The 19329-nt window shown below is 46.5% G+C and carries 33 protein-coding genes and 1 tRNA gene; 10 read left to right on the top strand and 24 right to left on the bottom strand.

Annotation, left to right across the window (positions count from 1 at the left end; all coding sequences use genetic code 11):
- The first annotated feature begins 17 nt into the window (after nucleotides 1-17).
- Nucleotides 18-212: a hypothetical protein gene (locus tag QUB25_RS13685; RefSeq protein WP_333183746.1), complete on the top strand. Its 195-nt coding sequence runs from the start codon at nucleotides 18-20 to the stop codon at nucleotides 210-212.
- A gap of 70 nt (nucleotides 213-282) precedes the next feature.
- A complete protein-coding gene (locus QUB25_RS13680; protein ID WP_333183745.1) occupies nucleotides 283-567 on the top strand; it encodes a hypothetical protein in 285 nt (94 codons plus the stop codon).
- Here QUB25_RS13680 and QUB25_RS13675 read toward each other — a convergent pair.
- From QUB25_RS13675 to QUB25_RS13585, 19 genes are all read right to left on the bottom strand, one after another.
- On the bottom strand, nucleotides 564-1001 hold the full coding sequence (locus QUB25_RS13675; RefSeq protein WP_333183744.1) for a hypothetical protein: 438 nt from the start codon (nucleotides 999-1001) through the stop codon (nucleotides 564-566). The two genes, QUB25_RS13680 and QUB25_RS13675, sit on opposite strands and share 4 nt — an antisense overlap.
- Entirely contained in the window at nucleotides 1002-1400 is a 399-nt protein-coding gene (locus QUB25_RS13670; protein WP_333183743.1) for a GIY-YIG nuclease family protein, read from the bottom strand.
- A complete protein-coding gene (locus QUB25_RS13665) occupies nucleotides 1393-1593 on the bottom strand; it encodes a hypothetical protein (protein ID WP_333183742.1) in 201 nt (66 codons plus the stop codon). The genes QUB25_RS13670 and QUB25_RS13665 overlap by 8 nt, the downstream gene beginning before the upstream one ends.
- A gap of 63 nt (nucleotides 1594-1656) precedes the next feature.
- Nucleotides 1657-1923, bottom strand: a complete 267-nt coding sequence (locus QUB25_RS13660; protein ID WP_333183741.1) for a hypothetical protein — start codon at nucleotides 1921-1923, stop codon at nucleotides 1657-1659.
- A 167-nt stretch (nucleotides 1924-2090) separates the two neighbouring features.
- Entirely contained in the window at nucleotides 2091-3725 is a 1635-nt protein-coding gene (locus QUB25_RS13655) for a hypothetical protein (protein ID WP_333183740.1), read from the bottom strand.
- Complete coding sequence (locus QUB25_RS13650; RefSeq protein ID WP_333183739.1) at nucleotides 3709-4176, bottom strand: hypothetical protein; 468 nt, start codon at nucleotides 4174-4176, stop codon at nucleotides 3709-3711. Before QUB25_RS13650 ends, QUB25_RS13655 begins: the two co-directional genes overlap by 17 nt.
- A gap of 4 nt (nucleotides 4177-4180) precedes the next feature.
- Nucleotides 4181-4375: a hypothetical protein gene (locus tag QUB25_RS13645; protein WP_333183738.1), complete on the bottom strand. Its 195-nt coding sequence runs from the start codon at nucleotides 4373-4375 to the stop codon at nucleotides 4181-4183.
- Nucleotides 4376-4377: 2 nt separating this feature from the next.
- Nucleotides 4378-5013, bottom strand: coding sequence for a hypothetical protein (locus tag QUB25_RS13640; RefSeq protein ID WP_333183737.1), 636 nt, complete (start codon nucleotides 5011-5013; stop codon nucleotides 4378-4380).
- 66 nt (nucleotides 5014-5079) lie between these two features.
- On the bottom strand, nucleotides 5080-5331 hold the full coding sequence (locus tag QUB25_RS13635) for a hypothetical protein (RefSeq protein ID WP_333183736.1): 252 nt from the start codon (nucleotides 5329-5331) through the stop codon (nucleotides 5080-5082).
- Nucleotides 5332-5491: 160 nt separating this feature from the next.
- Nucleotides 5492-6100, bottom strand: a complete 609-nt coding sequence (locus QUB25_RS13630; RefSeq protein WP_333183735.1) for a hypothetical protein — start codon at nucleotides 6098-6100, stop codon at nucleotides 5492-5494.
- Nucleotides 6087-6521, bottom strand: coding sequence for a hypothetical protein (locus tag QUB25_RS13625; RefSeq protein ID WP_333183734.1), 435 nt, complete (start codon nucleotides 6519-6521; stop codon nucleotides 6087-6089). The genes QUB25_RS13630 and QUB25_RS13625 overlap by 14 nt, the downstream gene beginning before the upstream one ends.
- Nucleotides 6522-6581: 60 nt before the next feature.
- Nucleotides 6582-6818, bottom strand: a complete 237-nt coding sequence (locus tag QUB25_RS13620) for a hypothetical protein (protein ID WP_333183733.1) — start codon at nucleotides 6816-6818, stop codon at nucleotides 6582-6584.
- Nucleotides 6819-6905: 87 nt separating this feature from the next.
- Nucleotides 6906-7160: a hypothetical protein gene (locus QUB25_RS13615; RefSeq protein ID WP_333183732.1), complete on the bottom strand. Its 255-nt coding sequence runs from the start codon at nucleotides 7158-7160 to the stop codon at nucleotides 6906-6908.
- A gap of 75 nt (nucleotides 7161-7235) precedes the next feature.
- Nucleotides 7236-7532, bottom strand: coding sequence for a hypothetical protein (locus tag QUB25_RS13610; protein ID WP_333183731.1), 297 nt, complete (start codon nucleotides 7530-7532; stop codon nucleotides 7236-7238).
- Nucleotides 7529-7879, bottom strand: a complete 351-nt coding sequence (locus tag QUB25_RS13605; protein WP_333183730.1) for a hypothetical protein — start codon at nucleotides 7877-7879, stop codon at nucleotides 7529-7531. Before QUB25_RS13605 ends, QUB25_RS13610 begins: the two co-directional genes overlap by 4 nt.
- Nucleotides 7876-8382 (bottom strand): hypothetical protein, encoded by a 507-nt coding sequence (locus QUB25_RS13600; RefSeq protein WP_333183729.1) that lies wholly within the window; start codon nucleotides 8380-8382, stop codon nucleotides 7876-7878. The genes QUB25_RS13605 and QUB25_RS13600 overlap by 4 nt, the downstream gene beginning before the upstream one ends.
- A 62-nt stretch (nucleotides 8383-8444) precedes the next feature.
- Complete coding sequence (locus tag QUB25_RS13595; protein WP_333183728.1) at nucleotides 8445-8732, bottom strand: hypothetical protein; 288 nt, start codon at nucleotides 8730-8732, stop codon at nucleotides 8445-8447.
- A 326-nt stretch (nucleotides 8733-9058) separates the two neighbouring features.
- Nucleotides 9059-9427: a helix-turn-helix transcriptional regulator gene (locus tag QUB25_RS13590; protein ID WP_333183727.1), complete on the bottom strand. Its 369-nt coding sequence runs from the start codon at nucleotides 9425-9427 to the stop codon at nucleotides 9059-9061.
- Nucleotides 9428-9763: 336 nt separating this feature from the next.
- The gene (locus QUB25_RS13585) at nucleotides 9764-9919 is read right to left on the bottom strand and encodes a hypothetical protein (protein ID WP_333183726.1); all 156 of its coding nucleotides are present in this window, start codon (nucleotides 9917-9919) and stop codon (nucleotides 9764-9766) included.
- Between the two features lie 77 nt (nucleotides 9920-9996).
- On the opposite strand from QUB25_RS13585, the gene QUB25_RS13580 reads away from it, so the two are divergent.
- The 6 genes from QUB25_RS13580 (at nucleotide 9997) to QUB25_RS13555 (ending at nucleotide 14534) form a co-directional block, all read left to right on the top strand.
- Nucleotides 9997-10317: a hypothetical protein gene (locus QUB25_RS13580; RefSeq protein ID WP_333183725.1), complete on the top strand. Its 321-nt coding sequence runs from the start codon at nucleotides 9997-9999 to the stop codon at nucleotides 10315-10317.
- Nucleotides 10318-10400: 83 nt separating this feature from the next.
- A complete protein-coding gene (locus tag QUB25_RS13575; RefSeq protein ID WP_333183724.1) occupies nucleotides 10401-13229 on the top strand; it encodes a DUF3987 domain-containing protein in 2829 nt (942 codons plus the stop codon).
- A gap of 3 nt (nucleotides 13230-13232) precedes the next feature.
- Nucleotides 13233-13598: a hypothetical protein gene (locus tag QUB25_RS13570; RefSeq protein WP_333183723.1), complete on the top strand. Its 366-nt coding sequence runs from the start codon at nucleotides 13233-13235 to the stop codon at nucleotides 13596-13598.
- Complete coding sequence (locus QUB25_RS13565) at nucleotides 13599-13805, top strand: NblA/ycf18 family protein (RefSeq protein ID WP_333183722.1); 207 nt, start codon at nucleotides 13599-13601, stop codon at nucleotides 13803-13805.
- Nucleotides 13789-14253: a hypothetical protein gene (locus QUB25_RS13560; RefSeq protein WP_333183721.1), complete on the top strand. Its 465-nt coding sequence runs from the start codon at nucleotides 13789-13791 to the stop codon at nucleotides 14251-14253. The genes QUB25_RS13565 and QUB25_RS13560 overlap by 17 nt, the downstream gene beginning before the upstream one ends.
- Nucleotides 14250-14534 carry a hypothetical protein gene (locus QUB25_RS13555; protein ID WP_333183720.1) on the top strand — a complete coding sequence of 95 codons (285 nt, stop codon included), beginning with the start codon at nucleotides 14250-14252 and terminating at the stop codon, nucleotides 14532-14534. Before QUB25_RS13560 ends, QUB25_RS13555 begins: the two co-directional genes overlap by 4 nt.
- A gap of 141 nt (nucleotides 14535-14675) precedes the next feature.
- Here QUB25_RS13555 and QUB25_RS13550 read toward each other — a convergent pair whose 3' ends face one another.
- Together QUB25_RS13550 and QUB25_RS13545 are read right to left on the bottom strand one after the other, a co-directional pair.
- Nucleotides 14676-14933, bottom strand: coding sequence for a hypothetical protein (locus QUB25_RS13550; protein ID WP_333183719.1), 258 nt, complete (start codon nucleotides 14931-14933; stop codon nucleotides 14676-14678).
- Between the two features lie 194 nt (nucleotides 14934-15127).
- A complete protein-coding gene (locus tag QUB25_RS13545) occupies nucleotides 15128-15481 on the bottom strand; it encodes a hypothetical protein (RefSeq protein WP_333183718.1) in 354 nt (117 codons plus the stop codon).
- Nucleotides 15482-15710: 229 nt separating this feature from the next.
- On the opposite strand from QUB25_RS13545, the gene QUB25_RS13540 reads away from it, so the two are divergent.
- Both QUB25_RS13540 and QUB25_RS13535 read left to right on the top strand, forming a co-directional pair.
- Nucleotides 15711-16337, top strand: a complete 627-nt coding sequence (locus QUB25_RS13540) for a hypothetical protein (protein WP_333183717.1) — start codon at nucleotides 15711-15713, stop codon at nucleotides 16335-16337.
- A gap of 70 nt (nucleotides 16338-16407) precedes the next feature.
- On the top strand, nucleotides 16408-16686 hold the full coding sequence (locus QUB25_RS13535) for a hypothetical protein (protein WP_333183716.1): 279 nt from the start codon (nucleotides 16408-16410) through the stop codon (nucleotides 16684-16686).
- Between the two features lie 114 nt (nucleotides 16687-16800).
- Here the strand turns inward: QUB25_RS13535 and QUB25_RS13530 are convergent, their stop codons facing one another.
- The 3 genes from QUB25_RS13530 to QUB25_RS13520 all read right to left on the bottom strand — a co-directional run bounded on the left by QUB25_RS13530 (nucleotide 16801) and on the right by QUB25_RS13520 (nucleotide 19291).
- Nucleotides 16801-17889 carry a hypothetical protein gene (locus QUB25_RS13530; RefSeq protein WP_333183715.1) on the bottom strand — a complete coding sequence of 363 codons (1089 nt, stop codon included), beginning with the start codon at nucleotides 17887-17889 and terminating at the stop codon, nucleotides 16801-16803.
- 76 nt (nucleotides 17890-17965) lie between these two features.
- Nucleotides 17966-18054 (bottom strand) — tRNA-Ser (locus QUB25_RS13525).
- Nucleotides 18055-18151: 97 nt separating this feature from the next.
- Nucleotides 18152-19291, bottom strand: coding sequence for a patatin-like phospholipase family protein (locus QUB25_RS13520; RefSeq protein ID WP_333183714.1), 1140 nt, complete (start codon nucleotides 19289-19291; stop codon nucleotides 18152-18154).
- Nucleotides 19292-19329: the final 38 nt, after the last annotated feature.

Here is a 19329-nt window from a genome sequence, read left to right as displayed (position 1 = left end):
ATACAAACGAGACAAAGATGACTAACGACAGGCGCACAGGCGGAAGAATCGGAGGAAGCGACTTCTCAAGAATCGAACCTTCCGAAACTCCCGCAGAAGAACCCAAGGCAAAGCCACAACGATTTGGTGGCTACCAACCCACAAAGTCAGATCCCCCCGAAAAACGAACTCCACCCAGAGGTGGCTCTAATGTCACTCCGCCGCCTGCCTAGATTCACTGATGTCTGAAGTCCTGGCTTAGGCATAGACTTTTAGTGTGTCAACCAAGTCAAGGCAACCAATATGCACAAATCAATAATCAGAGCGATCACAGCGTCAATATTGAGCTTTACCGTTGCGACTGCGGTTCAAGCTCAGGGTCAGCAGCAATGGGTGCAAATCAGCACAAGCGCAAACGGTGATCGAGTCTTTTTCGATACTGCTTCCCAGATCAAGGTGTTTGACGCTGGCATCAAGCAAAATACTTTTCGCACCCTAATGCTGGCCACTTCCCCCGAAAGGAGGTCTTTCAGGCAAAAATATCACGCTGATTGCCTGAAGGGAACTATTGCTTGCTCCTTTTTCTAATCTGCAACAACTTCTTCCGAAATTTTAAATCCATAATCTTTGCCCATTGACTGCCAAGAACTGCCAACCATACTTGGGATATGACTTTTGCTGTAAATTTCAAGCGTTGCGCTTACGCAGTTCGGTTCGTCGCGCACTGCGTATTTCCAGCCCCCCGCAGCTAAACCGCTTTCGCTTTCAAATGATACTTCTTCCTGTCTTGTCAATTCCATTAATTCTTCATCAGTTGGCTTTTCCCAATCTGACAGTTCCGGTATAAATTCTAAATATTTTTTTAAATTTTCGGGATTTTGGGCAAATTCTAAATTGACTTTTTTGTAAATCTCAAACAGCATTTTCTGGATTATCTCGTGTACGTTATTAGCCAACACCGGAATAAATTCTGGCTTAACGCTGTTTTTATCAATATACAGTCTTAGAATTTTGCGGCTCATTTAAATTACTCCAGAAATTACAACAACAATCAGACCGATCAACGCGATCGCGCCCAACACATAACAACCATTAACTGCCCAGCATTTACCCACCAAACAGGCTTTGGCATACGGCACAGTCCACCAATCAAACGCAAACCATTCCGTACCGCCATCAACCTTACCCCGGTACGTTCTCACCAATTTAAACTGTTTGTGCAGCAATTGTTCTACAAACAGCATATTGAACGTCCAGACAACTTGCAACAGTTTTAATTGAGTGCCGTAGGATTGTTTGAGGTATCGCAGTCGGGTTGCGGGCGATCGGGATAACCCTATTTTGTAGAGTTGCACGGCGGGGTCGTAAATTAAATAGACGTAGCCGGGGACGGCGTGATTTTGTTGGTTATTTTTACTCATGGCCGTATCTTTTTCTTATTACGTCTCTAACAAAGCCTTTTACTAAACCGGGTTCCACGTTGCGTTGATTAGCTGTTATTTCGTGTACAGTTGCTGAGCCTAAAGATTTGTCATACACTAAGAGATTGATAGCGTCCACTGCGGCTTCTGTTTTGGCATCATGCACTTTTTCTGGTAAATCAGAATATTTCATATTTGTTACAATTGTTTTTCACGTTTTTTAGTTAAACTTCAATTTCAGATTTACTTCATTAAATTATTCTTTCCCATAATAGCTATATAGCAGTCCTTTAGTCTTGGTGGTCAGCTTGTATTGTTTTTCGCCAACTTCCTCTACCAATCCCGCTTGCACCAAGTTTGGATGGCGGTGCGTTGTGGTCACAGCATCCCAAGAATTTTGCTCAATACATTTGGTCAATAGCCAAACAAGCATCGACTCGCATTCGCTAGTATGCGACAAGCCCAATCCAGCTAGCATTCCAAAAGGGTGTTGCTTAGGTGCGTTAAAGTCTTGTGGTTTCATGGCGATTTTCCAATTAGTTTTTGTGTGACGAATTAAATTTCAACTTCTGATTTACTTCTAACTTGATATTGGATATTGTAAGCATCCAACACTTTATGAAGGCGTTCTCGCGCTTTTACCCATTTTTGATTGTCGCCGGGACTCGCTCTGTAAACGCGGTTTTATAGCTAGTTGATTTCATTGCTAATTTGCTGAAACACTTCGCGAGCCAAATCGTAATTAGGATTGTTGCCCGACTTGGTTATCCCGAATACTTCTTGAATAGTTTTTGTTTGTCCCCAGCCTGCGCGAATACAAGCCACAATTACGCCACGCACCACAGGAGTAATATCGGCTGGGGATGCCACCCGCCAGCCTTGAGGGATGGGATGGTGCGGTTGGTGCGAATCGCTGAAAGCCTTGTCCAGTAATGGTGTGGACGATGGTGTGGTGTCGGTGCTATCGGGTGCAAGAGATGGTGCGGCTGGTGCGCTGTGTACCTCAATTTTAGGCATTAACCCTAGTACAGGATTACCAATAGTTGAGAGAATTATTGGGGTTTGCTCAGCCATTGAAATAGGGATTAGCAAGCTCAAATCTGACGCCAATCTGTCTCGTGTTTCCTTGCCTGCAATGACATTTGAGTTATTAATCATTTGCTCAATTACACCATAAGAACCTTGCTCTTCATCATTGCTAGTAGTCCGTACCAAGCCTTGCGCTAACAATGCTAGGTTAAGCCGAATATTTGAGTCGGCAACACCGCTAGAGGCAATGTTAAATGACTGGGTGCAGATGAAATAACCGACGTTATACTGACCACCAACCGTTGCAATCATTCCCAATTTAGCGGCGACGGATTCCCACAGTTGTGCATTTTTTTTCTGGACTAAGCATTGATGGGTCGCAAACCAATCCTCAAGTATTAGCTTGACCGGATAATCGCGGTAAGTTTCTTCTGTTGCAGGTTTGGACTTACGCTCTAACAATTTTTCGTAAACTTCATCCAAAAAATTCATCGACTCTTCCGGCAGCATGGCATCAAACACGGTCAATCTGTTGCTAGAGACTCCGGGGAAATCTTCGTACTTTTGGGAAATCACGTATAAACTAGCTCTTGGAAATCGAGTTATCAGGTCAGCCAGCCACTTGTGCAGGGTGTGAGTTTTTCCGCACCGGGTAGGAGCCGCTAGAAAAATTGAAGTATTGATGCCAGCTAGCGAATTTAAGATTTTGGTTGCTATTTGTCGGGAGATGTCAAGGTTGGGATTTGACTCAATCACTGGTGTTGTTGTTGCTTCCACTTTATCGCCGGGATTTATTATCTCCTCAAGTGTCCCTGGCTTTCCGTAAGGCAGTATTGACTGCTGTGCTATAGGCTTCCAGCCGATCGCCTCCCTGAATTTTTGCTGAATTTGTAATGAGTGGTAGTCAACGTCTGCCTGAGCTTCCATTTGTAGCTTTTTAAGCCTTGCACCAGCATAGATTTCGGCAGTTGCTTCATGTTCTTTTATCTGGATGCTGTCGATCGCCCCTTGCTTCTGCCAGAACAAAACCTGTTGTCGTTCGTCGGTTCCAGCAAGGTGCATCGCAATACCAAAACCTACACAACCTACTAAGCCACCAAACAATCTAATCAAGCCGGAACCACCTTCCGTTTTGACAACCTTACTGTCAGCGGGGACAATCCAGTGGGGTTGCGTGCGCTTGCCTAGCTTAGTGCGGATTGTTAACTGAGTATCAACTGGCAAGTTAGCACCAGCCAGTATCAATCCGCAAACTCCAACTGATAGCGCAAGAGAGATTTTAAGCCTGCTGGACATGACGTCCTCCTATTACCCACATAGCCAAAATAGCGACCATTAACAGCCCTAAAACGATCGAACCACCATACATACTCAAAAAGTCAGCAACTGCGCTTATAATCGCAAGAATTGCATCCCATTCCCCAGCAGCAGAACCGATCGCAATAGCAACCGCCGCTGCCTGATATCCGGGGCGCTCCTCGTCAATCCCAAAAATTGCTTCGCGACCAACAATGGCGATCGCAATTACCCGCAATGCGAAACTGCCAAACGACAACCACGGAACCATCCGAAAAATCAATACAGCGGTAGCCGTACCACTAGCCAGCAATCCGAAGTGCGCTATCTTGTAAGCAGCTTGTGAAAAAGCGATTCGTTTTTGGCCTTGCTCAGCAGTCAAAACTTGCGGCTTTGGCTGTTGAGCTTCCCAAGTTTCATAAGCGGCGTAACCTTCCAAAACTCCGTCCATATATCTACTCCACGTATTCTTCAAATTCTTCTTGACTGAGGCAGATTTCACTACCTAAGTTTTTCGTAACAGGCGTGTTAACCTGAACTATGACGTTTCCAAAAAAGTTTTCGGACTCACTAATTTCAGTGCCTGCCGGAACCCTGACAATAATTTGATTATCCCATTGGCGACGAACATACTCTTTTCCAAACTGCATAATCAGACCTTGAACCACGACGATAAAGACTTGGAAATCGATTGAAATAGTCCGCCACCACCTAGAGACTTCTTGCCACCGCTAAAGCTAGTGGACTCACCACGCCAATAAGCTTCTTGCTGTTGGCGGGCGACTGCTTCTTGATTTTTGGCGTCGGCACTGGCTTGAAGTTGCGATCGGAATGACCCAGCCTGAAGCTTGAATCCTTTCTGAAGAAAAGCAACCTCAATGCCGTAGCGAGTAGCAATTAACTCAATTTCACCGCCAGCCTTAACTCCAGCAATTCCCATGTCAGCAACAAACTGGGCTTCTGTTTTAAGCACATTGAGTCGCGCTTTTTCCATGCGGTACAAGACAGCAGCTTTGTATTTAGCTCCTTCTTCAATACCGCTGGCAATATAATCTGTGATTTCTTCGTCAGTCTTTAATCCGTATTTCAAAAGCTCAAGTGCTAATTCTTCAAGCTTTTTTTTACAGTCCATAATCTTTTTTTGATTTTGGACAAACACTTTAGATCGGCGAGACTGCTCTTGCCATTTTTTAGCATCTAGGGAGCTTTGATGAACTTCTTCATCTGTGCAATTAGCGACATTGTTTAATCCACTTTCTCCCAAGTTCTTGCGAAGAATTGGAGACATTGGGTTGTGTTGAATAACTCGTGAAAGCATCTTGCTCCTTTGAATTGATGTAATAGTCCTGTCTTTCTAAAGAAAGAGTTTAAAAAACTTAGCCAACCCGCTTTTTTCTTTATCTTCTGCCACAGCCTCAACATCAATCGTCTCGCCGTCCTGTGAGTAATCTTTGCGTTGAGGAGTTGGCTTAGGAGTATAGTTGATAACGTTGCCCTGAATGAAGTCGCCTTCAATCTTCTCGGTGTAGTTCCCGCCCTCGGTATTGATGATGCGGGTTCCGGGCTTGCCGTCTTCAAAAAACTGACCATTGATAATTCTTGGCATTGTTTAAGTCTCCTGTTTTGAATTAATTAGCAATATCCGGTCATACACAAAACCGCTTCGATTGACCTCTCAGACTGCGGGGCGAATAAACCTTGTAACCATTTCAGCATCTGTTTTCTCCTGATTGAATTCGGGTCAGTGTTAATCAAAAACACTAAACTTACTCGCTCTTTGTCGCAGAGGGTGACGATTTGCCGTGCAAGTCGCTCAGGATTTGATTCAAATCGGTTTGAACTGCCGTTGCACCCGATCGAGCTTTTGCCAATAAATCCTCGCTCTCTGAATAGCTCCTGCAAGGATTCCGCAACTCCCCCAATACGCTGTTGTCCTGTGACAAGAAGTTAGCGCGATCGGTTGCTTGAATATTTAGATCGGCTTGACCGACATCAGCAAAGGCTTGAGTAACTGCCATGTAGGCATCTACAGCACCTTGTTCATTGGCTAGTCCCAACAGCAAACCACGGTCTTGTCCGCTGGCATATTCAGCTTGTACAGCAGCTTGAAACAGGTTGCTTGCTTGGGCGTTTTTGGCTTGCCGAGATTGCGTCAGTTGGGCGTGGGATTGAGCGGCGATCGACTGAGCGGGAGTCTGTTCTTCGGTGGCGACCATTTGCTCATTTGAGGGCAATGGTTGGTCAATCTCACTTTGACCGGGAAGCTGTGGACGGGCGATCGGTACTTCCTCAACTTTCTTAAGTTGGGCGATTTGTTCGGGCGTTAATTGGGTGTCGTGGTTGATTTTCAGGTTGGACTTTTTAGCCCGCCCCATGAGTTCCTGTACTGGAGTGTTCAGTGTTTTCGCAAGCTCGCTTAGTCGCATAAAATTCCTCAAATTCTTTCCAAAATTGTTGGTGATTGTACAAGTGCTGATTGCTGGCTAAATGCTCTTCTAGTTCGGTGTATGTTGGCTTTGGAGTGCGCGACATCCACTTTTTAACCTTTTTGAGTACCCATTGCTGATGAGCATTCCAAGCCTGTCTAGGCGCCCAGAGATATTCACCCGTTGCGGGGTCGGTCAGATAGTCGTCAAGAGTAAAAGCAAGCAACTTGTCCCATTCGTTGACAGTGACCCACGATCGCCGGAGCTGGACTTTACAGAAATCTCGACGCCCCCATTCGGGATTGACTGAACGAAGTGCGAGGGCTTTAACTTGCCGTCCCGTCTGCACTTCAGAGACTGCGGTGAACATTGTTTTTGTGTTTTTCGGTGATGTTCAGCGTTCGATGTTCAGTGGTTAAATCAAAAAAAATTATCGTCCGTTTCCCCGATCGGGTGCGGGTTCCTCTGGGGCGGGCGTGACGCAAATGGCATCAGCGTAGCCATAGGTTCGGGCATTTCGATGGACTCGATCGGCGGCGTCTTGAGGATTGTGACCAAGGGCTTCAATCGTCACATCGGGATTGTCGGCACGGTGAACGACAACCAAGTGTTTTTTCGGAAATGGTTGTGACAAGCGTTGTTGAATAAGAATCTGGTGCAATAGCATTAAATCTTCTCCTTCTTTTGAACCAACAATAAACCCCTCGCTTGGAGGGGTCAACGATAAAAAATCGATACTTTAAAAATGTCGGCGTCAAAAGCCGTAATCTCTCTCCCACTCACGTTTTAGAGTAGCTGCCCTGATTCTTGCTTGCCTTGAAAACTTCTGCCTCTCTTTCCACTTTTGGATTGTGCTAACCTCCCAGCCAAAACTAATCGCAAATTGTTCGAGGCTCCAATTGAATCGGTTTTGAGCTTTGAAAAGGAGTTCTACGGGGTCAAATTCTTCTGGTTCCACAACCGGAGGGGTTAGGCCCTCTTTGTGCAGATTTCCTGATATATTAGTCATATCGTTGTTCTCCGTGCCTGGATTGAATAATGATCGACCCCGAGTGTTTGCTGCACTGCGGGGCATTTCAATGAATTACTGATCGATGTTGAGCGGTTTACGTAAATCTGCAAGTAGAGAAATGCGAGGCTTGGCATTGTCAATGTGCTGGAAATCACTACAAACCAAAGTCAGCAAATCTTTGAAATACGCTTGACCTAGCAGGTCTTCAGTAATGGTTACTGAACTGGGAATCCCCCTGAACCACAACTGCAACTCGTTTTGAGCAGTCAAATGAAAAGAAACAATTTCATCGGTATCAATTCCCAAATAAGGAATTTCACCTTTAAACCCGATGACGTGTTGATTGTTTAACGGAAATCTAAATTTCACTCCTTTACCTCCATAACTTTCAACTCTCTCTCGGAAAGCCCTAAAGCTTCCTCTGCTTGTCGCAAAAATTCTAATAGTTCAGCGTCGCCCATATTCACAATTTCTTGCCACTTCGCTGCAAAACTTTTGCAGTTCCCATAGAAGAACTCGTGTATCAGCTCATTGACTCGCACTGGCGGAGTCAGATCATCTGCATTCCCAGACACAATCAAAGTATTTACCAATGGCTGACGTCCTCCGGCTTCCAGGCTTTTAGAAACTCGCAAAATAGCAACTAAATCAGGAATATGTAAGTTGGTGGCATCAAATTTGGGCTGGTATGCGATCGTCTTATCTTCAGGTTTCATCGTTCCTCCTGTTTTCTCCGTTGCTGTTCGCGTTTGTTGTGGCACGGAACGCAGACGCACTGCACCGCTAAATGATTGATGGCTGCGTAGCCCAAATAGTGATCGTATTCGTGCAGTCTGTCGCTCCCAATGTGCCCGCAGTCGGTGCAAGGCACAGTTCGAGCATGGGGCAATTTACCCTTGGCAACTTCCCGGTTTACCCGATTCCGAGCTTGCTGTTTGTCGCCGTCCCGGGGAGGGTGCGCGACAAAACCTCGCGGTTTTCGCATATCGAGTGGGACAGGTTTGTACCGCTGGCGGTCTTTAGCTCGCGTACAACTTTTGCACTTGTTGCTCAAGCCGTCGATTGCTCCTGAATCTCTGTTGAAAAAAGCTAGTGGTGTCCAGGTTTGACAAGCCGAACACCACTTAAAACCCGATTGGCGTTTTTGATAATACTCTTGGAAGGTGCAGCCAATTCTACAAGCGGCTGATTTTGCACCTCCTAATTTTGTGTTAGCCATCTACTTTTTACCTCTATTCAAGACTTTCAGAATTTACTGAGTCTGCCTGTAAACCGCGACCACTATTCCCATTCTTTTGCAACAGAGTGCGCGTCGTCTTTTGCGCGTCTCGCTAGATCGGTTCCATCCTTTGACTTTAATAAAAAATTCTGTGCAGATCCGATATAGCCCTCCCTAAATACAGCGCTCAATTCAGTACAAATCTGCCGAGCCAAGTTAACTTGATCTGGTTTGCAGTTTATAGCGACTGCACCTGCACCAATAAAAGCATCAATGCCTGACAGCTCAAGAGCCTTTACTAATTCCAAGGCTTTGTTATATCCGCTTGTTTCTCCTGAAAATATCGCCATCCACCACCTCACTACTAATTGGATTCATCTGAATTAAAAAATGGACTTTTGCAGTCGCCCTGACTTGTTCGTGCATAGGACAATATCTTGTTTCTACTGATTCGCCAGAGTGGAACTTTACAGTAGTTTCGGATGAACTATACTGTTGCTCCAATTTTTGTTAGTAATCTTCGGGGCTAGAGTCATTTTCCATTAGTCATTCCCTCCTGTTTTTTAGTTTTGAGCTGATTGTTGTCATTGAGGTCGCTAGTTCTCAGGGGTTTCGGCGGTATTACCTCATAATATATTAAAAGAGTCAAACTGACTAGCCAATTTGACTCTTATGTTTAAGCTGTTAAGCTCTGATCTTCATCCACAAATCCTGCCAAAGTGCGGGGCAGGTCCTCCCACCTCACGTTAAGAGCTTCACAAAGATCGAGCCAGTCCTCACGAGTCATGGCCGGTTCCTTTCCAGAAATCTCCCAGCGCTGGAGGGTTTTGAGCGCTACTCGGTTATCAAGCCTTGCTACCAATTGCTCACGCGTTAAACCTGCATTCTCTCGTAGTTGTCGTAACACACTGATTTTCCTAGTTTTTGGGGGTTGACTTAGCCTTTCTTCTGCCATAATATCAAAAGACAGGTCAATTTGGCTAGCCGTTTTGACCTGTGTTAGTAAAGGACAACAAAAATAGACAGGCCGGTGATTGACGTCCACGGCCTGCCTACATCAAATATAAAGTTCGCTCACCGAAGAAATAACAACCAAAACGAAGCTATGTAAATCCTGCGGGTTTTAGCATCGCTAGGCGTTGTGTCGTTCAAGAGCTTTTCCTTTTTGTATCTCGGTTTGCACCGTTTGGCAATAAGGGTATCTACCAGCAGGGGTAGATAATAACAGGGTTATCTACCAACAGGGGTATTACCCCTCACCGCATACCGCATATGTACCGAAAAAATCCCAAGCCAACTCCCTACCGAGGTAGCGGCCGATAACAAGTTTTTCACCCCACCACTGGAGATGCCTATGAAACAGTAAAACCATCACACAGCCTTATCTCATATCTTCGCTTTTAGCGATCGCCCTCACCCAGCGATCGCTTTCTCCCCCCCTAGAAATCCGCCACCACCGAGAAGCGGTCGGCGGGATGCCCATTTCGCTCAGGAGGTGATTGCTATGTAAAACACCTAGACGCGCTGAGATTTTCATTGCATTTGACTAATGGTTTTTGCGGTCGCGTTACAGAGGCGCGATCGCTTTTCTCCCCACTCACCCCAGGACAAAAAATGCACACTAACCCGACTGCCAACACAGAAAACAACGACCTCGCCGATCGGATCGTTCAAGAGCGCGCCTCACTCAGCCACCTCCGGGTTTTACTCAAAGGCTTGAGCTGGCCTCAAAAAATTGCTGTAGCTCAAATTGCCTGCAATCAAATCGGCGCTCGCGAATCCACTCAACTGATCAAACTCCATCCCTTTGCCGAAAGATTTGACGATCAACTTCAGGCCGCCATCATCCTAATGGGTTCGCTATCAGCCGACGCACTCGCAGACATTGGAATTGAAATCCTAGTAACGCTCATTGATGGCTCAAACGACGCTTAACGCCACCCCAAGTCCATCATTTACATCAATTTCCGGATTCCAGCGCCACAAAAATTTAGAGAATTTATCGCACAGGTAGGGCCATGTCACCACACAATCCAGCAGCCAATGCTGCCTCAAGCCAAAAACTTACCAACAGCAGCAAATCTAACCCTTGTCCTGTGTGCGGACGCACTAAGGATGGTGATTGTCGCATCAGCCACGACGGCAAGATGGTTTTGTGCCATCAAAACTTTGACCACGCCAAGACTCAACAGCCCGATGTTTGGCACTTTGATGGCGCAAGCTCAGACAATCGCTGCGGTGTCTATGTTTTCAAGGAACCAACCACTAAAAGCATCCGTCCCAAACAAACCCGTTATTGGGAATATCCGGCTCGCGACGGCTCGCGACTGGTACGGGTTGGTCGTCAAGACGACGGTGCTGGCAAGAAGAGAATCTGGCAAGAACGCTGGGACAACAAGACGCAAAAGTGGGTGAGCGGGTTAGGTGAAAAAGATGACCCAAATAGGGTCAATCGTGCCGATATTCCGATTTACCGTTACGCCGAAGTCAGAGAGGCGATCGCAAAAGGTGAACTCCCTTACATAGTCGAAGGGGAACCGTGCGCCGACATTTTCTGGAAGCTTGGACTTCCCGCAACTACTAATATTGGTGGCGGTGGCAAGTTCACTCAAAGCGATGCCCAGGATTTGCAGGGTGCAAAAGTTGTTGTAATAGTTCCCGACAGAGATAAAAAAGGAATTGAACACGCCGAAAAAGTTGCTGGATACTTCCCTGACACCCTTTGGCTTTACCCATACCCAGAATCAAAAGTTTGGGGAAATTTACCCTCAGACCATGGCTTAGACGTTGCCGACTGGGTAGAACAGTACAAGTTATCGGCAGACGATATCGCAGCGGCGATCGGAGAGAAGAGATTTTTGCAAAGCGTGAAGATTGAGTCAGCCTCAACACTTCAAGAAGCTGCCACTGCAACACTAGATTCAATTGAAGAAGCGATCGACTTTGAGATTAAGTCCGGCGTTACCGGGTCAAGGCTGTCGGTTGGATTGAATAAAATAGCAGCTTTTTCGGGATTCGGAATCCGAGAAATCCGGCAGATTTATACAGAGAGAGTTGGCGAACAGCAGCAAGCGGACTCTCGTGCAGACACAGCCGTTGAACTGAAGCAGTTGCTTGCGTCCAAGTCGGCGAAACTTAGTCTTTTGGAAATATTGCCTAAGTCGTTGGCAGAGCCGATCGAAAAGCTGGCAAAGACATTAAATCTAAGAGCTGAAGGTTATTTGTTAGCGCTTTTAGTTCAGTCGGGCGCTTTGTTAAAAAACGGTACTAGCACAATGCTGTACCCTCAAAGTCAGTTTAAGTGTCGCCCAAACTATTTTGGAGCCCTAGTGGCCGAAAGCTCCCAAAAGAAAACGCCTGTCATTCGAGCAATAATAACAGACCCCATGGAGAGGCTTTTAGCCCGTAGCGAAGCTGAATATAAATTTGCCAAGGAAAACTACGAAGCTAAATTACAGGCATGGTTGAAAGCAAAGGACTCGGATGAACCAAAGCCAGAGGAACCTACTGAGAAAACCTATATTTTTACCAAAGCTACAGGAGAAGGCATTGTTTCTCAAGCTCAAAAAATCCCCGAACAGGGAATGCTTTATCTTTGCGATGAACTCGCCGGAGCATTCAAGTCAGCAAATCAGTATCGCGGGGGAAAAGGAAGTGACGAGGAGGATTTACTCGAATACTGGAGCGGTGGTGGCGCGATCGTGCTTCGTGTTGGTGGCTTATCAGCCAATGTCCGCAATCTAAGTCTTTCAATTTTTGGCAACATTCAACCAAAAGTTCTCGCTGGATTTGTCGGGGATGGTTCCGATGCCAACGGTAAATTTGCAAGATTTGATTTCGTGCAGCAACCGCTTTCAGCAACAAAGCTTCACGAAAATGCACCGTTTATCAGTCTGACCCCCATGCTAACAGCGCTTTATGAAAATTTAGATGCGCTACCAGCAATGCAGTTTGAACTCGATCGAGAAGCGCGAAAACTTTTTATCAATTTTTACAATCACTGCGAAGAGGAAAGGGTAGCGCATCCTAAACAAGGGATGAGGGCAATGCTAGGAAAAGCGGCTGAAAAAGTTGGAAAGCTGGCGACGATTTTGCATTGCATTAATGCTGCACACAACAGCACAGAACCTTTACAAAATATCTCGGCTGATTGTGTTCGGGCTGCAATTAAGTTTGTGATGTTCACAACAGATCAAGCTTTGAGCTTGAACATGGAATCTTGCGAACCAGAAACACTTGCTCCCAATTTAGTCAAAATATTAGACCTGGCAGAAAGAAAAGGAGGTACGGTTTCTTTGCGAGATGTCGGTCAAGTCTTTGGGCAAAAGTATAGACCGACAAGTCAACAAATACAAGAGTGGTTTATTGAATTGGTTGAGCTGCAATACGGAGAGATTGAAAAGAAAGGTCGGAGCATTAGCTTCATGCTTCGCCCACAACCCACAACGCCCACATTAGCCTCAAACCCCCTTCCAGTAAGAAATACAACCGCCCTCAATGATATACCTGCACACCCACAAACACCCACAACAACAACTTCGGCAATCCCCTCTAATGTGGGCGACTGCGGTAATGAGGGTGTTATTGAGGGCGACACCGCCCACACGCTCAAACCCTTGACGGATGAGGGTTTCGACTTCAATGTGGGCGATGTGGGTGAAAATCCTACAGATTTAGATCAATTAGTTTTCAGAGTTCAGTCGGCCCAGACATGGGCAGAGGTTGAGGCAGTCTGGAACGGCAATGAGGAACTGAAAGCCCAGATCAAGGCGGCACTTACTCGCGAAGAACTTGCGAGGATTGGACGACTGTATAAAGCAGCTAACCCTAGTAATAGTGAGGAGTAAAAAATGGAAAAAACCCCTGGCCTTAAAACAATTCTTTCTTTGGTAAAACCAAAAATAAAGTGCATTCATTGCGGAGAAGAATGCCCGCCGACAGACACCGTTTATTCAAATTGGTGTGATGAGTGTTTTCTTAACCCGCCGCTTGGTCATCGGTTCCGGAAAGCCACGCCCGAAGATATTGCACAAATGCTGGATTATCAGGAAAAAAGTAAGGCATCTTTGGCTGCTAAAAAAGCAAAGAAAACTGCTTTTGCAGCAACTAACAATACCATCAGTCAACAACAGGGTACAGGTAAAAAACGGACTAAGACTGTAGACAACAACGATTTAAGCAGTGACGATGATTTAATTTTTAACTGTCAGGATTGAATGAAAGGAGGAATAATGCTACCAAAATTAAACCTTGAGCTGACAATTGAACAAGAATTTAAGCTGCAAGTTTACCAAAAGCAAATCGCAAATCTTTCGACAGAGGAGTGCTGTAAATTGTTGCTCGAAATAATTACTCAAAACATGATCAAAGATAATCTGATTAAAAATTTGTTGAGGTCTGGATCTAATGGAGACATTAAATAATTCAGAACTGTCGATTTCAATAAGTCGCAGCGATAAAAATCAACTGCGTTGGATTGCCTCACAACCAATAGAAGAGGCTCAGAAATTATTATTTGCTTACACAGAAGAACCCCTGTTGTTTCCCGGTCGAAAGTACGATCGCGCAACAGTCGAACTTTGGGCCCAATCTGAACCGCCTGAAATACGCGACACTATCCTCAAACTTTACCGCCACCAGTTTGATGACTGCGAACTGGATTTGGTTGAGTTTGTGCGCGGGGCGATCGCTAGCGGTGATACCGAGACTGCCAAGCAAATTCAAGCAATCCTCAAGGAAGTTTGCAGCAGCGGTCATGCCGATCGGCGCAAAGTGTGGGCAGCGCTGAGCCAGTCGGAGCAATCGGCATTTAAGGCGTTGCTCGCGATCAACTCTAAACCTGATTCAACAAATAAAAGTGTTTTAAAATGAAAAATCCAGAAATTGAACAACTAACCCGCCGTGTCGAAACGCTTGAAGCAATTATCAGAAACTACGGGTTAATGCAGGAATTTCAACCGCTAAAGCTGGCAGCAGTGGCTCTCAACCAATCTGAACCAAAATTGAGAAAAGTTGTGAGTGCTGCTAGGTTAAACCCGCGCAATCATCGAGCTAAAGCTGGTGTTCATTTTAAATTTAACGGTCATCGAATATTAATTAATGTAGTGGCATGGGAAAGGGATATCGACTCTGTTGCACCGGAAAATCGGTGACTTCAGCGATCGCTCTAACTCCCCAGCCGTTACACTAAGATTAATTGGGGTAGCACCCGTTGCCAATTACCAATTATTCATTACCCTTCATTGAAAAACCCCCGGTGCAAGTCGGGGGCTTTTGTTTGGGGAACGATCGACCTAATCCTCCTCTTTTTCCAGAAACTTCCTCAGCGCGGGTATTATCCGCTTAGGCCACTTTGTATCTGGGGGGAGTGATTGTTTCAAGAAATTTACAATTTCCCCCACTTGTTCCGGTAGGTCGATTGCGGGTGCTGGCTGCTGTTCCGGTACTGGCGGTTTAGATTCTAGATTTTGGATTGTAGATTTTAGTTGCTCTATTTCAGTGTCGCGTTCTGCTAGTTGCGATCGCGCTTCCTCTATTTGCTGGTTTAGCACTTTATCTATCACCACAAGAGTCTGGTAGTTCTTTTTTTCCTTAGCTACCTCCTTTTGTAATCGCTCCTTCTCTGCCTGCACTATCGCCAATTGTGATTGCGCTTCTGTTAGTTCGTTTTGGGCTGTGGTTAAGTCTTTTTCGGCTTTGTCTATTTTTTTGTGCCTGAGCGATTCGTCTTCGTTGCGATCGGCGCTCAGGCGGCCACCTCCCCCAGCTCAGCCCTCAGTTGCTCGATCGCGCTTGCTTGTGATGCCTTGATATTTGCTATCTCCGACAACAGAGGCTCGGTCTTACTCTCAATAATTTCTGCAATACGTTGTTCCCAGTTATCTGGTGTGTCACTTGGTCTGGTGTTTGATGTGGTACTAGGTAGTTTATTTGGTGTGGTGCTTTCTACCTCGAAAAATTGTGCCAGCGCTTTGTTTACCGCCGCCGAATACATCAGCCCTTTTTTAGATTCTAAGCCGTGTGTGGTGCAAAACTCAACTAGCGCTTGCTCTACAGCGGAGTCAAGGTATACGGCGATGTGTTTTTTATTGGTTGCCATAGTCTGTTATTCCCTCAGTCGGTACAATATCAATATACCATACCTGATAGTAGAGTAACAGACTATAAGTTATTTAATATGCTTTAGTATCATACTATAAGCTATCTGTATGTTACTGGTATTGTACATGGTATTGTATTGAGCTATGATGGTAGCATACTAAGAAAACAAAGCCACCGCCCAAAGTTTCTCAGGCCTAAGCGGTGGCTGAATCCCAAAGGATCTAATCATGAAAGTAACACAATCTACACCGACGATCGACAACACTACCGCACCCGCAACCTTCACCTGTGCCGAGTGTCCGTTTGCCAGACATATAGATGGAAACCGCTACTGCTGCCAAGTCTCCCAAACCGCCAGCGACGTAAAACGCGGCCACTGGGAAGCGACTGTATCCTGCTACGAAGCACTAGCAGCAGCCGAAGCAGAGAAAGTCACCGCCGAAACTGAAGCGCCGATCGCCCCAGCACCGACTGAAACCGCACCCGCATTGGTAGCAACACCCGCAGCACCCGCACCAATCGCCGCTGGCATTGATGAAGAGCCACCCATCCGAGGTGATGGACGCGGGCGAGTGCAGCCAGCCAAACCGCACGATCGAACCACAGCCCAACTGGCAATTATTCGGGAAGAACTGGCGGCGATTGGTATCAAATTCGGCAAGCTAATCAAGAGCCGGGAAGATATCAAAGGTTGGCGGCTCGACTGGGACGGCGACAAGGCCGGGCTGTACTGGACGATCGGCAACGGCTGGGAAATTGCCTCGCTCAAGTATGAAGACGAGCTGACCGGGAACTGGGAGGGCTTCGACTTGATGGAACACCTCGACTGCAACGGGATAGAGCTTCCCGAATAGTCGATCGCGCTTGGGACTCGCATCCTTCAATCGAGACCCGCAACCAACCAAACACACACAGGACAAAATTATGCAAGCTAAATCACAAAAGGGCTGGGACAAATATCTCGATTGCAAAGCAGCCGAATTCCTTGCAGCCAAACAGATTATCAAATCTCACCCCGTCCCGGGAGACGGCGCTCAAGCCTCCGGATTTGTAACCCTCCGGCAGTGGGGCCAGCAGTACGCAACCCATTTCTACAACGCACAGGATGGTGGCTTCCACCACGGGCATTACTTCCCTAACCTCTCTCAAGCCGAAACCGACTTCGCCTGCCGCGTGAACGGTTACGCACCCATCACCAACTAGACCCGCGCTTTTTGCCCCACTCCAAAACAGTGGGGTTTCTCAAGGTTCTCAAATTTAAAATAATGTAATTAATTTTGATTAGCTATTTATTACCTCAATCCCTCCTGAAAAAGTTTAGTGTCGGGTCGCCCGCTTCCAAGCTTCCTCAAAATCCCGTTTGCTGATGTGCTGGTGATATTTGTCAAAATGAATTTTGAGTGAATGCCCCATCCACCGAGAAACGATCGCCGGATCGATTCCGAGCACAGATCCGCGAACGGCGTAAGCATCGCGCAAGTGGTAAGCCGTCAAATCAATGCCTTGTCCCCGCAAACCGGGAGTAACTTTTGCACCAATATTTTGGTTAGTTCTGCCTTCAGTTTGCGTGTTTGGCAAAACCCCGTTCCAGAGTTGCCACTCCGATCGCCATTTCGGCATCAGCGGCAAAATCAACCGCTCTTTAGTTTTGGTGTCGGGCAACACGCGCAACCATCCCGGTTCTGCGTTTACCTCGGAGCAATCGAGCTTAAAAATTTCGTGAGGTCGCAAACCGTAAGCCGCCAGCATTCCAAAAACCCACTGCCAAGCGGGGTTGCCAATCGATTCGCGCATCGCTTCAATTTCCAAATCCGACGGCAGATCACGCTGAATTTTTGCACCGCACCCCGCTGCTAACTCCGCAAATTTATTCTCAATTCCTGCAAATCTGGCGATCGCCCCGTAAGCAAAACACAATTTTTGCCGGGTGCGGGTTTCGGGTTTCGATTTCAAAATTTCGGTTTTTAGCAATTCTTCTGTCAGCGGTTTGCTCGGATTGAGCCGATCGAACGCTTCTTTGTAGGACGCTTCCCACGTAGAGAGTTTTGCCAGCGATCGCTCCCGCGACTCCCAGTAGTTATTTTCAAACTTGCTCACCCATTCACCGACAGTCTCCGCCGGCTTGTGCTTTCCTTTGAGCCAAGGCGTCCAGTCAAACTTTTCTCGAATTAGCTGCCCTTCAATTTCCAAGGCCTTGGCTTTGGCAAATCTCAATCCTTCGGCGTGCGCTCCGTACCCGGTACTCAGTTCGCAGCGCTTGGGCTTGTCCCCGTCGCCCGGTTTTGGCGGCAAGGTAGCTCGCAAGTACAGCCGATCGCCCTTCTGTCGGATCTGCACTCGATCGAGCGCGGCGTTTGCTTTCCCCAGTGCTTCCCCAAAATTGTGCATACGGTATATCAAATTCATCACGATTCTTTGATATATGGTATGCAATAGGCAAGAGTAAAATCAGTCAAAAACTTGTTGAAAGCCTTATTTAGAACGGAGAGGGAGGGATTTGAACCCTCGAAGGATGTTAACACCCTTAACAGATTAGCAATCTGCCGCTTTCGACCACTCAGCCACCTCTCCAAGATGACAGTAACTAACTATAGCACACACATCTTATTTTTGCCAACCCCTAAGTTAAAAATTCCTCAATCCCTTACTCTGTATACTTTTGGCGACCTCAACCGCCAGCCTCGGCCCCAAAGCCCCTAGCCTTCAAGTGCTTCTCCCAACTAAAATTGGAACTCAAAAAGAACCTCTTAGTATACAAATACCCCAAGCGGTACAGGTTAGCCTTGCGATCGCCATCGAGATTAAAGTCCGTCGTCGTCACCCCAGCTTCAGTCACATCAATATTAATCACTCTGCCCTTATCCATTTCTCGCTGGTGATAGCGGTCTCTTGCTTTCATCATCGTTCTGAACATCGCCGCCAGCATCGACAGGGGAGTATCAATCTTAGCTTTAGTCTCAATTCCGGTATCGACTAATCGAAACCCAAAGGTAAACCAGCGCGGCGTCGCAGGAGTCGAACCGACGGATTGTTTGTCATAAATCCACAGGGGGAAATTGCTCAAAATTCCGCCATCTACAATTAAGTCATCGCCTAGTTTTCCTGGTTCAAAAAATAGGGGAATACTCATCGACAACCGAACGGCTTCAGCCACGCTAAAATGTTCAGCGCTTTGGAGTCGCAACTGCGCGTACAAAGGATCGGAATCCGTCGATTCGCGTCGGTGTAAATCGTCGGGCAGCACCAACATTTCACCGCGAGTGAGGTTAGATATTACTACTTTTAATTCCCGGTCTTTTACGATTTGTTTGACATCGGCAAAAGTGTGCAAGTTACCTCGACCGAGCATTGCTTCCAGCCACTGCCGGAACGGCTGCGCCGAATATTCTCCCATCTGACGGCTAACTGTTAGGAAAAGCAGCGTCCAAGCAGGAGATTGCAAGTCGTCGGCGGGGTCGCCGTTTAAAATTAGAGGACTGTTTTTTTGAGTTAAAAATATGCTGTAATCGAGCTGTCCTAAAATTTCCTCTAAATCATCTATTGACAAGTCGGTTGCCAATACTGCAGCAGTAATTGCACCTGCCGAAGTGCCGGCCAATTTTCGCCACTGGATGCCCAAATCGCTACAGCACCTGAGTGCTCCTAAAAACGCAACTCCGCGCACGCCGCCGCCTTCAAAAACGCCGTCGGCATATATTTGACCGTTTTCGTCGGGAGGCGGAAATTTGCTGAGAATTGTTTGTTTCTCGGTGGCGGTGATTCTGACACCGGGTTCTTGCAAAATTTGCTGCGGATACCACTTGCTCATGCGAAATACCTCCGATCAATTTTGGGTTTTAGATTTTA

The organism is Microcoleus sp. B3-D7 (assembly GCF_036705305.1).
Taxonomy (GTDB): Bacteria; Cyanobacteriota; Cyanobacteriia; order Cyanobacteriales; family Microcoleaceae; genus Microcoleus.
The sequence above is the reverse complement of the archived record's forward strand: the minus strand, read 5'-3'. Positions and strand labels throughout refer to the sequence as shown.